Raw genomic sequence first — 15,929 nt, 5'->3', positions numbered from 1 at the left:
AAGGAGCTCAGCATGCCTGACGAGAAGGTCGACGACACGCAGCCGACCCCGGAGAAGGCCGTCGAGCAGCAGGGCCGTTCCGACTGGCCGCGGCCGGGCGAGGAGGGCTATGTCCACCCCGACGGCACTCCGCAGTCCGAGAAGCAGCTGGCCGACAACCGGCGCGCGGCGGCCGACCGTGCCGCCGCCGGCAGCACGGTTCACGGTGCGCCGCTGGCGACCCCGGGACCGGACCCGCAGGCCGAGAGGGACAAGGCGGTCGAGCGCGCCGAGAACTACGACGGCGTCACCACGGCCGAGGCCGAGGAGAAGCTGACCGCGTTCGTCGAGGACAAGCTCGAGGAGAAGGTCGGCGAGGCCGGCGAGGACACCGCGCAGTCGCGAACGACGACCCGCAGGACCTCGGCCTCCCGCACGGCCAAGGACACCGGGAAGTAGGAGGCGTCATGCCGGAGCAGATCCCGGTGCGCAGCGTGCGGACCGGCGGGATCGACCACATGTACGTCCCGACTCCCGAGGAGGCGCAGGTCGAGGCGCTGCGCCGCGAGCGGGACGGCTACGTGCGGCGCGGCCTGGACGATCGCGCCGAGCAGGTCGCCGCGGAGCTGCGCCGCCTCGGCGCTGAGGAGGCCGCTGGGGGCGAGGCCGAGCGCGTCGCGCCCGCCGCCCCGCCGCTGGAGAACGCTGCCGAAAACGCGCCGCGGCAGCGTACGGCGCGCGGCCGGAAGTAACACCCCACACGGAAGGGGCCCGCCCGGGCGGGCCCCTTCGCCATACCTGAAGGAGGGGCGATGGCCATCCGCCTGTCGACCGCGGCCCGCAACGCGGCATGCGACGCGATCGTGGACCTGCTCGATGCTGGCGCCGGTGCGGCGACGATCGAGGTCCGCACCGGGTCGCAGCCGGCCTCGGCCGAGGACGCCGCGTCCGGCACGCTGCTCTGCACTTTCACCTTGGCCGATCCCGCGTTCGGCGGCTCGGCAACCGGGACGGCGACGATGGCGGGCGCGCCGCGCTCGACGACCGGCGCCGCGGCGGGCACGGCCGGGTACTTCCGCGCCAAGGACTCAAGCGGCAACACTGTGATGGACGGCTCGGTGTCGGCCACCGGCGGCGGTGGCGACCTGCAGCTGAACACCACCACCATCTCGGTCGGGGTGAACGTGCAGATCACCTCGGGCACCGTGACGATGCCGGCGGGCTGAGATGGCACTCACCGCGGTGAACCGACAGCGCGTGGCGGCTCAGTGGGTGCGTGAGCTGCCCGCGGGTGAGCAACTGGGCGCAGTGTCCAAGGCCGACATCCTGGCTGCGGTGGTCGCGCTGGATGACTGGCTGGATGCCAACGTCTCCACGATCAACGCGGCCATCCCGCAGCCGGCCCGCGCCCAGCTGACCGCTGCCCAGAAGTATGCGCTGCTCGGCTACATCCTCATGCGCCGCTCCGGCAAGCTCTGGGCGGAGGGCGACTGATGGCGACCATCCTGCGCGAGCTGTACCCGCCGGAGACCCAGTACCGCGCGGCCACCGCCTTTCCGCAGCTGTTGCGGACCGATGGCACCAACGCTCCGGTGAGCTGGCTGGCCTACGACGCTGCGATTACGGAGTACGCGTTCTGGGAGCTGGGCGCACTCAACTACGGGGCCAGCACGCCGAACGTGACCGTGGACATCATCTGGTCCGCGGCCAGTGCGACCTCCGGTGCCGTGGTGTGGGAGGCCTCCATCATGGCCGGCACCCCGGAGACGGACGCGCTGAACTGGGAGACCGAAGCGTTCGGTACGGCCGTCTCCGTGACGGACACGCACCTGGGCACCACGGCCAAGCGGCTCATGCGCGCCACCATCACCCTGTCCGGAGCGGCGCTGGACGCGATGGCATCCGGGGACGAACTGATCCTTCGTATCGGCCGGGTCGGCGGGAATGCCGCCGACACCATGGCCGGTGACGCCTACCTGAAGAAGGTTCTGCTGTCCTGGTCGGACACGTAGGCGCCTGGCGATGGCGGTCCGGTTCTCAGCGGATGCCCAGGACTACACCCGGGCCCTGAGCCTGGGAGCGATCACCCAGCTGTCCATGTGCGGCTGGGTCAACATCCGCACTGACCGTAACGCTTTCAGCACCTTCCTGAACATCGATGGCGGTACGTCCTCCGTGGTCGGAGTTCAGACCGGTACCGATGGCGTCACCATGGAGGCCTACACCGCCGGCGGCGCTTTCCTCACCGGGTCGGCCCTGACGGTCGGCACGTGGTACTGGGTCGGTCTGACCTGGGTCTCCTCCGGCGCCTCCTTCCTGATCTGGCGGGCGGCCGGCTCGTCCACCTTCACCGTGGTGACCGGGACCGCTCCGGCCTCCGGCCTGACCGCCACCACGCTGAGGATCGGCGAGTCAGCGTGGAACGGCGAATGGCTGAACGGCAGCGTGGAGGCCGTCAAAGTCTGGACTGGCGCCACGTTGACTCAGGCGGAGCTGGAGCTGGAGTCCTGGACGGTCCGGCCGGTGCGCACCACCAACCTCCGCACCTGGTATCCCCTGCTGGCCCCGGAGGCGACCGACTACAGCGGGAACGGCCAGACCCTGTCCGGCGGAACCGGCGCCGCGGTGGACACCGCCCGGCCCCCGCTGGCCTGGACCTTCCGCACCCTCACCCGGAGCCCGCTCGCACCCCCGGACGACGGCACGCCCGTCACCGGCGACCTCGCCGCCACCCTGCCGGCCGCGACCTCGAGCATTGACGCCACGGCGACCGCCTCCGGCGCGCTGGCCGCCAGCCTCCCCGCGGCCAGTGCGGCGGCGGCCGGTACGGTCACCGCCTCCGGCGCACTATCGGCGTCCCTGCCTGCCGCCTCGGCGAGCGCTGCGGGCGCGGTCGCGGTCTCCGGCTCTGTGGCCGCCACGCTGCCCAGCGCAAGCGCGAGCGCCGCCGGTACGGCCACCGCGACCGGCGCCCTGGCCGCGACGCTGCCACAGGCGACGGCCACCGCCTCCGGGTCGGTCGCCGACGGCCAGCTCGCCGCCACCCTGCCCGCCGCGAGCGTGTCGGCCGCGGGCGTGGTCACCGTGACCGGGGCCATGGCGGCATCCCTACCTCCCGCGGAGGCAACGGCCGCCGGCCAGGTGAGCACCGACGGGGTGCTCGACGCGGACCTGCCCGCGGCCGTCGCCGCGGCGTCCGGCGCCGTCTCCTTCTCCGCCACCCTGGCCGCGAGCCTGCCCGCCCTCGAGGCCTCGGCCGCCGGCGCGGTCACGGCGGCCGGTGCGCTGGACGCCACGCTGCCGAGCCTGGAGAGCGAGGCGGCCGGTAGCGTCTTCGCGCTCGGCGTGCTGGATGTCGTCCTGCCTGCCGCGGTCGCGGAGATGGACGGGACCGCCGACTCCGGGCCGGGCGCCCTGATGGCCACTCTGCCCGCGGCCCGGGCCGCCGTCGAGGCCACGGTCACCGTCTCCGGGCCGGTCGCGGCCGGCCTGCCGTCTCTGACGGTCAGCGTGGCCGCTACGGCGACGGCGACGGGCGCGGCGGCCCTCACCCTGCCGGCCGCGCAGGCGCTGCTGGCCGGGTCGGCCTCCGGCGCTGACGGCGCGCTGGCGGCGCTGCTGCCGCCCGCCACGGTCACGGCGTCCGGTGCGGTGACCGTCGCCGGCGCCGCGGCGGTCCTGCTGCCCTCGCCGGTGGTCGAGCTGGCCGGCCTGCGCGCCCTTGAGGGGGATCTGGCCGCCGTCCTGCCGGTGGTCGTCGCCGAGCTCGCCGGCGTCTCGGAGGCGGTCGACCTGCCGCCGGTCGAGCTGCGCTCGGCCACGGCGCGCGTCGCGGTGCTGACCGCCTCGACGGAGGCGACGGCCGTGCTGTCGAGCTCAGCTGATCCGGTTGTGACGATCCATGGGGGTGACCAGTGACGACGTACCCGTACGGCGCGGCGATCCGGCTGACGACGCAGGTGCAGGGCGGCGTGACACCGGCGTCGGTGGCGGTGACGATCCTGCTGCCGGACGGCGCCACGTCGGGCCCGCACATGCCGGTCGACGACTCGGACGGCGCCTACCACTACGACTTCACGCCGTCGCAGGCCGGGCGGCACATCGCCCGCTGGGTGACCACCGTGCCGTCCGGCGTCGACGAGCGAGCGTTCGACGTGGCGGCGATGTGGAGCCAGTCGGGCATCGTGTCCATCGAGGACGCTCGGGTGCACTTGAACCTCACCAACACGGCCGAGGACGCCGAGCTGCGGGAGATGATCCGCGCGGTCACCGAGCCGATCGAGCGGCACACCGGGGTCGTGCTGCGGCGCACGGTCGTCGAGCAGCACCGCGGCGGCTACTCCCTGGTGCTGCACAAGACGCCCATCTTGTCGATCACGTCCGTGACCGGGATCGGCTCGGCGCTCGACCAGGACGTCGCCGAGCTGCTGCCGGGCGAGATGAGCGGGGTGGTGCGGCGCCGGGACGGGGCCTGGATCTCCGGGCCGGTCACGGTCACCTACACCGCGGGCCGTACCGACGTGCCGCCGCACATTCGCCTGGCCGCGCTGATGATCCTTCAGCACCTGTGGGAGACGCAGCGCGGAGCGGCAACGCCCCGGTTCGGGAGCGACGAGGCAGTGTGGGATCCCCGGTTCGGGTACGCGGTGCCGCGCCGGGCGCTCGAGCTGCTCGGCGAGCAGGTCTCGGGGATCGCATGATGCGCGTCGTCTCCACCGTGCCGGCGGTCCTGGCCGACCTCGTGATCCGCATCGCCGCCGCGCTGCCGGACGTCGAGGTGGTCGACGGCCACCCGATCACCGCCGCCAACGACATGGTCTGCGTGGGGTTCAGCGGGGAGAGCGGGGAGCCGGCCGTCGAGTCCGCGCGGTCCCGGGATCAGGTGACGCTCGACCCTCACCACGAGTCCTACAGCATCGCCTGCTGGGCGTACGCGCTGCGGGGCGACAAGGACCCCGTGCAGGTGCGGGAGCTCGTGTACGGCTACGTGAACACGGTCGCCGCCGTACTGGACGCCAATCCGATCTTGGGCGGCCTGGTCGGGCGGGTGCAGCTGGCCACCGAATCGCTGACGCAGGAACAGAACGACAAGGGCGCGCAGGCCGAGCTGCGCTTCTCCATCGCCGTGGACGCCTGGACGAGGTGAGCCCATGCCGCTGACCAAGGCCAAGACCGGCACCGACGACCTGCGCAAGCTCATCAGGGACCTCGGCAAGCTGCCCGCGGACATGCGGCGGGAGCTGCGGCCGGAGATGCGCAAGGCCGGACAGCGGGCCCTGGTCAAGGCGCGGGCGAACGCCGCCTGGTCGAGCCGGATCCCGGCCGCGACGAAGCTCAGTGTCTCGTTCGCCAAGAAGCGCCCCGGCGCCGTGATCCGCGTCGACAAGGGCCGGGCGCCGCACGCCCGGCCGCTGGAGAACCTCGGCCGGCGCGGGAGCTTCCGGCACCCGGTGTTCGGTGACCGTGACCGGTGGGTGGCTCAGCGGGCGCGGCCCTTCCTGTTCTCGGCGGCGGCAGAGGCGTGGCGGGCCATCGACGCCGACATCACCGCGGCGGTCGACCGGGCCGCGCGGCGCCACGGTTTCAAGTGATCGAGAGGATTCGTCATGCCCCTTAGTGCGCGGGCGCTGCTGCAGCTGTCGGCCGATCTGACTAGTTCGGGCGACCTGTTCAGCGGCACGGCGTCGACGCCGTTTTCCCGGCAGATCTCCTTCTCCGACGGTGCCGGGCTGAACCAGGCCAACCGGATCTGGTCGGACGAGCGCACCCTGGTCGCGAGCGCGAACGAGGACCTGGACCTCGCTGGCGTGCTGACCGATCCGTTCGGCGCGACCGTCACCTTCGCCCGGATCAAGGCCCTGATCGTCGCCGCGAGCTTGGCCAACGCCAACAACGTCGTGGTGGGCGGCGGAGCCAGCAACCCGTTCATCAACTGGGCATCGGGCACCACCCCGGCGGTCATCGTGCGGCCCGGCGGCCTGCTGGCCCTGTTCGCCCCGGACGCGACCGGCTACGTGGTCACCGGTGGCACCGGGGACCTGCTGCGGGTGGCGAACTCCGGGGCCGGCACCCCGGTCACCTACCAGATCGTCCTCATCGGCGCGGCGTCGTAAGGAGAGGCATGGCAGAGATCACCCGGGTGGCTATCCACCACCCGAAGATCGACGACGGCGAGCGGGTCATCCAGGTGCCCGAGGAGTCCCTCAGCCACTACATGCGATCGGGGTGGCAGCGCTACGAGCCCCCGACTGACGACGGCGAGCTGCCGCCGGGGACAGCGGTGGTCACGAACTCCACCGGCGAGCCCGAACCCGTGATCGAGCCCTCGACCGATGAGGGTGCGGACCCACCACCCCCCACCGGACAGGAAGCCCCCGAAGCCCCGGCCGAGCCCGGGGCTTCGTCGTCGGAGAAGCCGCGGCGTCAGCGCACGCAGAACAGGGATGGTGAGTAATGGCTGCCACGCCGATCGCGCCCGTGCAGAGGTACTACCCCAAGGGCACGCTGAAGTGGTACTGGGTGCCGACGATCGCGAACAAGAACGCGCCGACGAGGTCGGAGCTGAACGCCGGCGTGGACCTGACGGGCGAGGTCGCCGCCTATGACGGGTGGGGGGTGACGTCGAACTTCCTCGACGCCCCGGACGTCAACAGCCGGTTCACCTCCAAGGTTCCGGCGGATATCGAGGCGGAGGACTCCTCGCTGACGATGTACGCCGACCCGTCCGGCAACGACGCACGTACCGTCATGCCGCGCGACGAGGACGGCAACATCGTCCGGATGGGCGGCGGCGACATCCCCGGAAGGAAAATGGACGTCTTCCCCGTCACCGTCGGATCCATCTCCAAGCCGTTCGAGATGGACGCCGTTCCGGTGTGCGTCTTCCAGTTCGCCATCACCGACGAACCCGCCGAGGACATCACGATCCCGGCCTGACGAGTAAGGGAAACCCCCCATGAATCTGATCTCCAAGGACGAGCTGTGGCAGGTCGCCGCCGATTTGCCGTGGGAAGACGTCATGCTGCGCCGGCCGCCGAACGGCGATGTGATCGGCGTGATGCGCCTGCGCGGCCTGACGGGTGCCGAGGTCAACGAGTGGCAGGAACAGGCCACCGAGGGCAACGGCAAGCGCCGCAAGCAGTCCAAGCACGCGATGGCGCTGCTGGTCGTCAAGTCGACGATCAACGAGGACGGTTCGCAGTTCTTCGACGCGAAGGACGTGCTGAAGGTCTCTCAGATGCCGAGCTATGTGCTGCTGCAGCTGACGGAAGTGGCGATGACGCTGTCGGGCCTCGGCGATGACGATGAGGCCAAGGAGCTGATCGAGGGTTTCGTCGAAGGCCCGAGCGAGGGCTCCACTTCCGACTAGCACTCGCGCTGGGCTGCACGGTCGGCCAGCTCCTGCGCAGCATCTCCGGCCGGGAGCTGGCCGAGTGGCAGGCCTTCGAGGAGCTGTACGGGCCGATCGGCGTCGAGGCCCGCCTGGACCGCACGGCAGCGGTGATCGCCCAGCAGATCGTCAACATGATCGGCCGCCCGAAGAAGCCGTATTCGGTCGAGGACTTCATGCCGCGGTGGGACGCCCGGCCGCTCGAGGGATTCGAGGAAGAGGGGGGCGTCGATGCCGGGGGTGCTGCGTAACCTGCGGATCGTCCTCGGCGTCGACTTCAACGAATCCGGCCTACGCAAGGCCGACCGGGCATTGGCGCAGATCGACAAGCGGCTGAGCGCCATCGGCCGGCGGGCGATGATCGGCGGCGGCCTGGCGGCGGCGGCCGGTGGAGCGACCGCGCTGACCGGGGCGCTGGTCCCGGCGGCGGGTGCGATCGCTGCGCTGCCGGGGGTGATGGCCACCGCGGGAGCCGCCTCGGCATCCCTGCGCGTCGGCCTGGTCGGCATGGGCGAGGCAATGGAGGCGATCGCCACGGGCGACGCCGAGGCCCTGGAGGAGTCGCTGGCGAAGCTGTCGCCGGCGGCGCGGGGCGTGGTCAAGGAGACTGCCGCCCTCAAAGGCGCATGGACCGATCTGCAACAGTCGGTGCAGGAGACGCTGTTCGACGGGCTCGCTCGTGAGATGCGGCCGGTCGCCGAGAATCTGCTGCCGGACATCAAGACCGGCATGCTGGGCGTGGCCGCGGGGTTCAACACCGGCGCCAAGGAGGCGGCGAAGTTCGCGCAGACGCCGATGGCGCGCGGCGCGGTCAACCGCGTGTTCGCCTCCTCCAGCCGGATCATGGGCCAGCTGGCCGGGGCTACTCAACCCGCGCTGCAGGTCATCACCCGGCTCACCACGGCGTCGCTGCCGCTGGCCGAGCGGATGGCCGCGTGGGCGACCAACGGCGTCAAGTCCGCGGCGGCGTTCCTGAACTCCGAGCGCGGGGCGGCCGCCCTGGAGCGGACCGTCGATCGAGCCGGTGACACCCTCGGCCAGCTTGGGCGCATCGGCGGCAACGTCGGCCGCGGCCTGGTCGGCGTGTTCGGGTCGATGAACAGCTCCGGCGAGGGCGTGCTCGACACGATCGAGCGCCTGACCGCCCGATTCGCCACCTGGTCACGCTCGGTCGAGGGGCAGCAGCAGCTCACGCAGTTCTTCCGCGTGCTGCGCGAGACCGCCGCGGACGTGGGCGAGGTGCTGCCGCTGGTGCTCGGCCCGCTGGGGGCACTCGCCCGGCTGATCTCGGGACTGCCCGAACCGCTGCGGGGCGCGGTCACCCAGCTGATTGCGCTCGGCGTGGTGCTGGGCCCGCTGGCCAGCAAGGTCGCCCCGCTGGCCTCTGGCGTGCTGCACATGGTGGCGGCGTTCCGCAACGCCGAGGGGCCGGTCGGCCGGTTCCGCGACCGGCTCGCCGGCATGGACGGTGTCGCCGGCCGGGCGCGCGGCGCACTGTCCGGCATGGTCGGTGTGCTCGGCGGGCCGTGGGGCATCGCCCTGGCGGCGGGCGTGGGCGCGCTGGCGCTGTTCGCCACCCGCAACGGCGAGGCCGAGTCCCGGGTGCAGGACCTCACCGATGCGCTGATGCGCAACAAGGGCGCCCTGGATGAGAACTCGGCCGCCTCCATCCGGGGGCGCCTGGAGACCGAGGGCGTGCTGCAGGCGGCGCAGAAGCTGAAGCTGAGCCTCGTCGACGTCTCCGAGGCGGCGCTGGGCAACCGGGCCGCGATGGACCGGGTCAACGCCGGGATGGAGGCGGCCAAGGCGCGGGCCAAGGCGCTGGACGAGCAGTGGGGCGGCGGCATCGCCGCGGCGCAGGAATACTCCCACCAGGCTCTGAAGGTCCGCGGAGCGCTGGACGGTACGAACACCGAGCTGAAGGAGGCGCGCGAGCGCTACCAGCGGCTCACCGAGGCGACGCCGAAGACGACGGCCGCGGCCGATGCGACGGCCGATTCCTTCGACGGCATGGGCACCTCGGCCGACGGCGCGACCCGGAAGTTGTCCGGCCTGACCTCCCAGATGGCGCGCTTCCGGTCCCTGACCGGGGATGCGGACCTGGCCGCGATCAGCTTCCGCGACAGCATGGACGATCTGTCGGAGGCGATCAAGAAGAACGGCCTGCGGCTGGACGCGCGCACCGGCAAGTTCAACATCAACACCAAGGCCGGTCGTGAGAACAATCGCATGCTGATTGAGGCGATCCGGGCGGCCGTCGATCACGCCGACAAGCTCTACAAGGAGTCGAAGAACGTCGACGTCGCGAACGCGGCGTTCAAGCGGCACATGGACCGGCTGCGCGGCGTCATGGAGCGCGCCGGCCTGTCCCGCCAGGAGATCGACCGGCTCGTGCGCCGGTACGCCACGCTGCCGGGGCAGATCAACTCGGCGACGAACCGGATCAAGGACAAGACCGTCCGGATCCTGGTCAAGGCCAACGGCAGCGTGGTCGGCTACAAGATCCCCGGTCTGCAGGAAGCCCGCGCGGCCGGCGGCATCCTGCCCGGCTGGTCACCGGGCAAGGACATCCACACCTTCTACTCGCCGACCGCTGGCACCCTGGGCCTGTCCGGCGGCGAGGCCGTCATGCGGCCGGAGTGGACGCGCGCCGTCGGCCCGGCCGCGGTCGACGAGATGAACGCCGCGGCCCGTCGGGGCGGCGTGGAGGGCGTCCGGCGCCTGCTGGCCGACGGGGTCGGGCCGAAGCACCTGCGAGGCGAGGGCGCGTTCTTCGCCGGCGGCGGCATCATCGCCCGCCACTCCATCACCGGCATGGCCAACATCAACAAGACGGTCGCCTTCGCCGAGAAGCTCTACAACACCTTCGCTGGGCGCATCGGCGCGGACGTCGCCAAGAAGGTCTCAGCGGCCATGGGCGGGCCGGGCGCACAGCGAGGGCTGGCCTGGGCCAGGGCGCAGGCCGGCAAGCCGTACATCTGGGGTGGCGTCGGCCCGCGCGGCTACGACTGCTCGGGCTTGTGGTCGGCGCTGGTCAACGTGATCCGGGGCCGCAACCCTCACAGTCGGCTGTTCACCACCTGGTCGTTCGGCGGCAGCAGCGGGCCGGGCGGGTTCGTGCGTAACCTGCGATCCTCGGTGCGCGTCGGCGTCACCGATGCCGGTGTCGGGCACATGGCGGGCACGATCGGGCGGACCAACATTGAGTCGCGCGGCTCGCGCGGCGTGGTCGTCGGCTCGGCGGCGCGCGGCGCCGACAACGGTCTGTTCACCCGCCGGTATGGCCTGAAGTTCGACTCCGGCGGGGTGCTGCCGCCGGGGCACACGCCGGTCTACAACGGCACGAAGAAGCCCGAGTACGTGTTCACGCAGCGGCAGATGCAGCAGGGTATCGGCGGCACCACGAAGGTCGAGATCAACGTGAGCGTGCCGCCGACGGCGCAGCCTGCCGACGTCGGCCGGGAGGTCTACCGGGTGCTTAAGGAGTATCAGAAGCGGTCCTTCGCCGGGAAGCCGATGGGGCTGTAGATGGCCGCCTTTCCGACGATTGTCGTCGAGTGCATGTTCAACTCGCCCACTTGGACGGACATCTCCGCCTGGACGCGCGGGGTGTTCACTCGCCGCGGCGCTTCCCGGGTGGACGGACCGCTGCTGCGCTATGAGGCGGGCACGGCCACCGTGCGCCTGGACAACCGCGACAGGCGGTTCGACCCGACGAACCTGGCCGGACCGTACGTCAGCGGGTTTTCCAACACCACGCCTGACCTCGGGTTCACCGCCGACGACACGCAGTTCTTCGGCCACGGCGTCACCGTTGCGGTCAAGTCCGCAGCCGGGCAGACCGCGACCATTGCCGACGTCAAGTCCAACGCCTCCGGCTCGGTGTCGTTCACGGTGACCCGGCCCACCGGTACGGTCTCCGGCCGGGTCATGCTGGCGTTCCTGTCCTCCGACCTCGGCACCACGGCCGACCTGACGGTCTCCGGCGGCGCAGCTTGGACGCCGCTGGGCACGATCACCTCGGGTGAGGACGCGCTGCAGACCCGCGTCTGGCGCAAGGTCACCGGCGGCTCGGAACCGCCCACCTACACCTTCGGCCAGGCCAGCGGCGCGGACGGGGTGGCCTCGGTCGTCCTGGTGAACAACGCCGACACCGCGGCCGTGCCGATCCTCGCCAGCCTCGACAACCCCGAGTCGTCGTTCTTCATCACGCCGGGCGTCACCCCGGCCGGAGACAACGACGTCGAGCTGCGCTGGGTCGCCGGCACCGGCGGCGGCGCCGGCAACTCCTGGGAGAGCCCGGATGACTACGCCGAGCGCGTCGACGCCCAGTCGAATGCGTTCGTGACCGCGTCCCTGGCCACGCGCGAGCTGACCGGGTTCGGCCAGGGCACCGGCACCCGCGTCCTGCCCATGCGCCCCATCCGGGTGCGCGCCACCTGGAACTCGGTGACCTACGACCTGTTCCGCGGCTACGTCGATACCTGGGACATCGACTGGGAGGGCGACTACGAGTCCGAGGCGAACGTCCCGGCGACCGACGCGTTCAAGATTTTCGGTGCCGACAGTCGTACCGCGCTGGGTGCGCCGGTCGGCGCCGGCGAGCTGTCCGGCGCCCGGGTGAACCGCATCCTCGACAGCCTCGGCTGGTCGGCCCTCGACCGGGTCATCTCGACTGGCAACTCGGCGATGCAGGGCACGACGCTCGAGGGCGACGGCCTGTCCGAGCTGCAGACGGTGGCCGATTCGGAGATCGGCGAGCTGTATATCGACGGCGCGGGCCGGGTGGTGTTCCGCAATCGGCAGGCCCTGGTGAGCGAGACCAGGAGCACGACGGTGCAGGCGACGTTCGGCGGCGACCCGGGCGAGCTGCCGTACTACAAGGTCGGCATCTCCTACGACGACACGATGATGGCGAACCGCGTGAAGGCCACCCGCGAGGGCGGCGCCGAGCAGGTCGCCGAGGACACCGACTCGATCGACGAGTTCGAGGCGCACACCTTCGAGAGATCGGGTCTGGCGCACGTCTCTGACGGCGAGACGCTGAGCTGGGCGCAGTGGCTCCTGCACCTCGGCAAGGAGCCCGAGCTCCGCTTCGACGAGATCACCATCCGGCCCATCAAGGACGAGACCAGCCTCTTCCCGCAGGTGCTGTCGAGGGAGATCGGTGACCGGATCGCGATCACACGGCGGCCGCCCGGCGGCGGGGACGTCGTCTACCGCGAGGTGTTCATCCGCGGCATCGAACACACCATCGAGGGCGGGCATCGCTGGGAGACGCGCTGGATCCTGCAGTCCGCCACGCAGGTCGGCAGCTTCTTCACGCTCGGCCACGCCACGCTCGGCGTCCTCGGCCAGAACGCGCTCGTCTACTGAGGGGAGGTCCGGGTGCCGTTCAAGACCTTCACCGACGGCGCGGTGCTGCAGGCCGATGCCGACGTGGACAGGTTCTTCATCCAGCAGGTGCACGCCCTCAAGACGGCGGACGAGTCCATCACGAGCTCGACCACGCTGCAGAACGACGACCAGCTGCTCGTCCCGCTGCTCGCGAACTCGCAGTACTGGATCGAGCTGTTCGCGATCTACAACGCGGCCACCGCGTCGGACATGTCGATCACCTTCTCGGTGCCGGCCGGGGCGGCGCTGTACTGGTCGCATGGCGGCCTGGCCGGCGGCGCCACCTCGAGCGTCGACCGCATCTCCCGGAACTTCTTGGACGAGACGGGCTCGGGCTGGATCGGCGGCACGGGCGGCGACGCCGTGGTGATGGGCGAGGGCCGGGTCGCCACCGGCGCCACCGCGGGCAACCTGCAGCTGCGGTGGGCGCAGAACACCTCGGGGGCGACGGCGACGATCGTGAAGGCGGGCAGCATCCTGATCGCGCAGAGGCTGACGGTCTGATGCCGCTGAAGGACTTCACGCACCTCGAGCGACTGTCGGCCGCCGACATGAACCGCTACTTCATGCAGCAGGCCCACGTCATCAAGGGCTCGGACGAGTCGCTGGCCTCGAGCACGACCCTGCAGAACGACAACGAGCTGCTGCTGCCGGTTGCGGCTGGAACGTCCTACTGGGTCCAGGGGTTCATCATCTACTCGGCGCTCGCCGCGGCCGACCTGAAAATCAGCTTCGCGGGCCCGGCCGGAAGCACGTTCGACTACGTCTCTGATGCGGTCGGCTCCGGCGCCACGGCCGGGGTGTCCACCGTGTCCCGGTCGCTGCAGTCGCTCGGGTCCGCGCCGGCGCCCGGCGGTATCGGCTCGGGCCTGGGCAACGCGCTGGCGTTCCTGCCGAAGGGCGTCATGACGGTGGGCGGCACGGCCGGGAACCTGCAGCTGCAGTGGGCGCAGCTGGCGGCCTCGGCGACCGCGACGGTCGTGCACGCCCGCAGCGTGCTCATCATCCGAAGGCTCACGGACTGATGCCGATCACGAACTTCGTCGCCGGGCAGACCCTGACCGCGGCCGACCTCAACCGGTACCTGATGCAGCAGGCGCACGTCATCAAGCCGGGCATCGAGTCGGTCACCAGCAGCACGACCCCGCAGAACGATGATCACCTGTTCCTCAACGTCAGCGCGAACACCGACTACTGGGTGCAGGCGTTCATCATCTACAACGGCGCCACGGCCGGGGACATCCAGATCGGATGGACCGCACCCAGCGGGAGCACGTTCGACTGGGTCTCCGACGGCCTGTCGACGGCGGCCACCACGAGCACGGACGAGGTGTCCCGCACCGCCCAGGGCCTGACGAACCTACCGAACGTCGGCGCGGTCGGCTCCGGCAACAACTGCACGGTGAGCCCGAAGGGCCTGCTGCGGGTCGGCGCGAACTCCGGCGTGCTGCGGTTCCGCTGGGCGCAGGCCGTCTCCTCGGCGACCGCCACGCAGGTCACCACCAACAGCTTCCTGATGGCCCGCCGGCTCACCTACTGAGGAGACCTGATGCCCCCACGTCAGCGGCTGCGGGATGCCGCCGCCCTCCGTAAGCGCCGCGTCCAGATCGAGCGCGACGAGAGCGCCGTCATCCGGCACATCTACAAGCACGGCTTCCGCGAGGGCACACCGGAAGAGCAGGCTCTGGTCACCGCCCGCCGCGGCGCCCAGCAGCTGTACCCGCAAGGAGAGATCCTGTCGGAGGAGATCCTGCAGACGCCCGAGCACACGGCCGCCGGCGAGTACCTCGTCGTCATCAACCTCGGCACGCGCGAGCCGGCCGAGGCCGCGCCCGCGGCCTCCTGACGGGGGTCACGGGTGGAGTGGGCGCAGATCCCGGTCATCCAGCTCGGCGCGGTCGGCGTGCTGTTCGCGGTGCTCTGGCTGGTGTTCACCGGCCGCCTGGTGCCGCGCAGCACGCTGGACGACGTCCGGGCCGACCGGGACGCCCGCATCGCTGAGGCCGCCGCGGACGCCGATGCCTGGCGGGAGCTGTACGTCGGCGAGCGTGAGGCGCACCAGACGACCCGGCAGGCGCACGCCGAGGAGGTCCGGGCGGCACTGGTGGCGTCCACGGAGGGCGCGGCCGTGGCCGCCGCGCTGCTGACCGAGATCAGATCCCGGCAGATCGGGGCGATCAGTGACACGTGATGACCGGGACATCGAGCAGGCCGAGCAGGAGGCCGAGGCGTCGCGGCGGCGGGCCGAGGCTGATCTGGCGCACGCTCGGGAGCGGGCTCTGCGGTCGCTGACGCTGGCTGAGCGGCTGCGCCGCCTGCGAGAGGCCAACCACTTCGGGGAGTTGCTGTCGGAGGCGTTCAGGGGGAGACGTGGATGACGTCATGGTGCTGATCGGCAACGTGCTGATCTACCTGTCTCTCGCTCCGGCCCTGGCGTTCGTCGCGATCTATTTCCTGCGGGTGGACTGGCGGCGCAGCGAGATGTCCCGGCATGTGATGGCGTTCATGGCCGTGATCACGGCGTTGCTGATGGTGGCGGCGTTCCGGCAGGTCGCTGGCGAGGCGACGTGGTTCAAGGTCTTGCGCCTGGTGGTGTTCTCAGCCCTGCCGTACGTGCTGATCCAGAGGCTGTGGTTGCTGATCAAGGCGCAGGGCGAGGCGCGGCGGGAGCGCCAGAGAGAGGGGGGCGACCGTGCCTGACATCGTGTGCTCGCTGAAGGCCGACGCGCAGACCATCCCGGTGACCGGTGGCGACTACTACGTGGTCAGATTCCCGTACGGCACCGAGTCCTACGACGCGCACGGCATGCACAACCCGCTCCAGCCGGACGGCGTCACCACGGCCTACCCGGACCCGCGCTCCGGCCTGATCTGGCCGGCCCACGACGCGTGGGCGGAGGTGTACGCGCTCCTGTACTGGGAGGACGGCGACTACACCGAGCTGCGCGACCGGATCGTCCGCGACCCGCTCGGCCTGTTCGGAGAGCCGGACTCCACCTGCACCGAGGACCGCGCCATCACCCCGGGCGGCCAGTTCATCGCCAAGAGCTGGGGCATGTTCGTGCACCCGAAGGTCCCGCTCGCCGTGGCGGTCCGTCACAACTCCCCCCGGCCGGTCCGTCTCGCGCTGGCCGAGTTCAAAATCGCCTACCGCACCTGAGAG

The 15,929-nt window shown here is 71.2% G+C and carries 24 protein-coding genes; all 24 read left to right on the top strand.

Annotated elements, in window-relative coordinates:
* Nucleotides 1-12 precede the first annotated feature (12 nt).
* The 24 genes from Psi01_RS12825 to Psi01_RS12710 are packed head-to-tail and all read left to right on the top strand — an operon-like array spanning nucleotide 13 to nucleotide 15,926.
* Complete coding sequence (locus Psi01_RS12825) at nucleotides 13-438, top strand: hypothetical protein (RefSeq protein WP_204064197.1); 426 nt, start codon at nucleotides 13-15, stop codon at nucleotides 436-438.
* An 8-nt stretch (nucleotides 439-446) separates the two neighbouring features.
* Nucleotides 447-731, top strand: a complete 285-nt coding sequence (locus Psi01_RS12820; protein WP_204064196.1) for a hypothetical protein — start codon at nucleotides 447-449, stop codon at nucleotides 729-731.
* Nucleotides 732-791: 60 nt separating this feature from the next.
* The gene (locus Psi01_RS12815; protein WP_204064195.1) at nucleotides 792-1,205 is read left to right on the top strand and encodes a hypothetical protein; all 414 of its coding nucleotides are present in this window, start codon (nucleotides 792-794) and stop codon (nucleotides 1,203-1,205) included.
* Between the two features lie 16 nt (nucleotides 1,206-1,221).
* Nucleotides 1,222-1,473 (top strand): hypothetical protein, encoded by a 252-nt coding sequence (locus tag Psi01_RS12810; RefSeq protein WP_204064194.1) that lies wholly within the window; start codon nucleotides 1,222-1,224, stop codon nucleotides 1,471-1,473.
* Nucleotides 1,473-1,991, top strand: a complete 519-nt coding sequence (locus Psi01_RS12805; RefSeq protein WP_204064193.1) for a hypothetical protein — start codon at nucleotides 1,473-1,475, stop codon at nucleotides 1,989-1,991. The genes Psi01_RS12810 and Psi01_RS12805 overlap by 1 nt, the downstream gene beginning before the upstream one ends.
* Before the next feature lie 10 nt (nucleotides 1,992-2,001).
* Nucleotides 2,002-3,897, top strand: coding sequence for a LamG domain-containing protein (locus tag Psi01_RS12800; RefSeq protein ID WP_204064192.1), 1,896 nt, complete (start codon nucleotides 2,002-2,004; stop codon nucleotides 3,895-3,897).
* The gene (locus Psi01_RS12795; RefSeq protein WP_204064191.1) at nucleotides 3,894-4,679 is read left to right on the top strand and encodes a head-tail connector protein; all 786 of its coding nucleotides are present in this window, start codon (nucleotides 3,894-3,896) and stop codon (nucleotides 4,677-4,679) included. Before Psi01_RS12800 ends, Psi01_RS12795 begins: the two co-directional genes overlap by 4 nt.
* The gene (locus tag Psi01_RS12790) at nucleotides 4,676-5,125 is read left to right on the top strand and encodes a hypothetical protein (RefSeq protein WP_204064190.1); all 450 of its coding nucleotides are present in this window, start codon (nucleotides 4,676-4,678) and stop codon (nucleotides 5,123-5,125) included. The genes Psi01_RS12795 and Psi01_RS12790 overlap by 4 nt, the downstream gene beginning before the upstream one ends.
* A 4-nt stretch (nucleotides 5,126-5,129) precedes the next feature.
* Nucleotides 5,130-5,570 carry an HK97 gp10 family phage protein gene (locus Psi01_RS12785; protein ID WP_204064189.1) on the top strand — a complete coding sequence of 147 codons (441 nt, stop codon included), beginning with the start codon at nucleotides 5,130-5,132 and terminating at the stop codon, nucleotides 5,568-5,570.
* 15 nt (nucleotides 5,571-5,585) lie between these two features.
* Nucleotides 5,586-6,092 carry a hypothetical protein gene (locus Psi01_RS12780; protein WP_204064188.1) on the top strand — a complete coding sequence of 169 codons (507 nt, stop codon included), beginning with the start codon at nucleotides 5,586-5,588 and terminating at the stop codon, nucleotides 6,090-6,092.
* Nucleotides 6,093-6,100: 8 nt separating this feature from the next.
* On the top strand, nucleotides 6,101-6,433 hold the full coding sequence (locus Psi01_RS12775) for a hypothetical protein (RefSeq protein ID WP_204064187.1): 333 nt from the start codon (nucleotides 6,101-6,103) through the stop codon (nucleotides 6,431-6,433).
* On the top strand, nucleotides 6,433-6,915 hold the full coding sequence (locus Psi01_RS12770; protein WP_204064186.1) for a phage tail tube protein: 483 nt from the start codon (nucleotides 6,433-6,435) through the stop codon (nucleotides 6,913-6,915). Before Psi01_RS12775 ends, Psi01_RS12770 begins: the two co-directional genes overlap by 1 nt.
* 19 nt (nucleotides 6,916-6,934) lie before the next feature.
* Nucleotides 6,935-7,348: a hypothetical protein gene (locus Psi01_RS12765; protein ID WP_204064185.1), complete on the top strand. Its 414-nt coding sequence runs from the start codon at nucleotides 6,935-6,937 to the stop codon at nucleotides 7,346-7,348.
* An 8-nt stretch (nucleotides 7,349-7,356) separates the two neighbouring features.
* Nucleotides 7,357-7,620: a phage tail assembly protein T gene (locus tag Psi01_RS44710; RefSeq protein ID WP_444980715.1), complete on the top strand. Its 264-nt coding sequence runs from the start codon at nucleotides 7,357-7,359 to the stop codon at nucleotides 7,618-7,620.
* A complete protein-coding gene (locus Psi01_RS44405; RefSeq protein WP_307819232.1) occupies nucleotides 7,601-10,897 on the top strand; it encodes a hypothetical protein in 3,297 nt (1,098 codons plus the stop codon). Before Psi01_RS44710 ends, Psi01_RS44405 begins: the two co-directional genes overlap by 20 nt.
* 33 nt (nucleotides 10,898-10,930) lie before the next feature.
* Nucleotides 10,931-12,745: a hypothetical protein gene (locus Psi01_RS12750; protein WP_204064183.1), complete on the top strand. Its 1,815-nt coding sequence runs from the start codon at nucleotides 10,931-10,933 to the stop codon at nucleotides 12,743-12,745.
* Nucleotides 12,746-12,757: 12 nt separating this feature from the next.
* A complete protein-coding gene (locus Psi01_RS12745; RefSeq protein ID WP_204064182.1) occupies nucleotides 12,758-13,270 on the top strand; it encodes a hypothetical protein in 513 nt (170 codons plus the stop codon).
* The gene (locus Psi01_RS12740; RefSeq protein ID WP_204064181.1) at nucleotides 13,270-13,791 is read left to right on the top strand and encodes a hypothetical protein; all 522 of its coding nucleotides are present in this window, start codon (nucleotides 13,270-13,272) and stop codon (nucleotides 13,789-13,791) included. The genes Psi01_RS12745 and Psi01_RS12740 overlap by 1 nt, the downstream gene beginning before the upstream one ends.
* Complete coding sequence (locus Psi01_RS12735) at nucleotides 13,791-14,306, top strand: hypothetical protein (RefSeq protein ID WP_204064180.1); 516 nt, start codon at nucleotides 13,791-13,793, stop codon at nucleotides 14,304-14,306. The genes Psi01_RS12740 and Psi01_RS12735 overlap by 1 nt, the downstream gene beginning before the upstream one ends.
* A 9-nt stretch (nucleotides 14,307-14,315) precedes the next feature.
* A complete protein-coding gene (locus Psi01_RS12730) occupies nucleotides 14,316-14,612 on the top strand; it encodes a hypothetical protein (RefSeq protein WP_204064179.1) in 297 nt (98 codons plus the stop codon).
* Nucleotides 14,613-14,624: 12 nt separating this feature from the next.
* Nucleotides 14,625-14,957 carry a hypothetical protein gene (locus Psi01_RS12725; protein ID WP_204064178.1) on the top strand — a complete coding sequence of 111 codons (333 nt, stop codon included), beginning with the start codon at nucleotides 14,625-14,627 and terminating at the stop codon, nucleotides 14,955-14,957.
* Nucleotides 14,947-15,144 carry a DUF7620 family protein gene (locus Psi01_RS12720; protein ID WP_204064177.1) on the top strand — a complete coding sequence of 66 codons (198 nt, stop codon included), beginning with the start codon at nucleotides 14,947-14,949 and terminating at the stop codon, nucleotides 15,142-15,144. The genes Psi01_RS12725 and Psi01_RS12720 overlap by 11 nt, the downstream gene beginning before the upstream one ends.
* On the top strand, nucleotides 15,137-15,466 hold the full coding sequence (locus Psi01_RS12715; RefSeq protein WP_204064176.1) for a putative phage holin: 330 nt from the start codon (nucleotides 15,137-15,139) through the stop codon (nucleotides 15,464-15,466). The genes Psi01_RS12720 and Psi01_RS12715 overlap by 8 nt, the downstream gene beginning before the upstream one ends.
* Entirely contained in the window at nucleotides 15,459-15,926 is a 468-nt protein-coding gene (locus Psi01_RS12710; RefSeq protein WP_204064175.1) for a hypothetical protein, read from the top strand. The genes Psi01_RS12715 and Psi01_RS12710 overlap by 8 nt, the downstream gene beginning before the upstream one ends.
* The last annotated feature ends 3 nt before the right edge of the window (nucleotides 15,927-15,929 follow it).

Origin of the sequence: Paraplanobispora siamensis (assembly GCF_016863175.1) — a bacterium.
GTDB classification, from domain to species: Bacteria; Actinomycetota; Actinomycetes; order Streptosporangiales; family Streptosporangiaceae; genus Planobispora; species Planobispora siamensis.
This window is presented reverse-complemented; position numbering and strand designations above follow the sequence as displayed.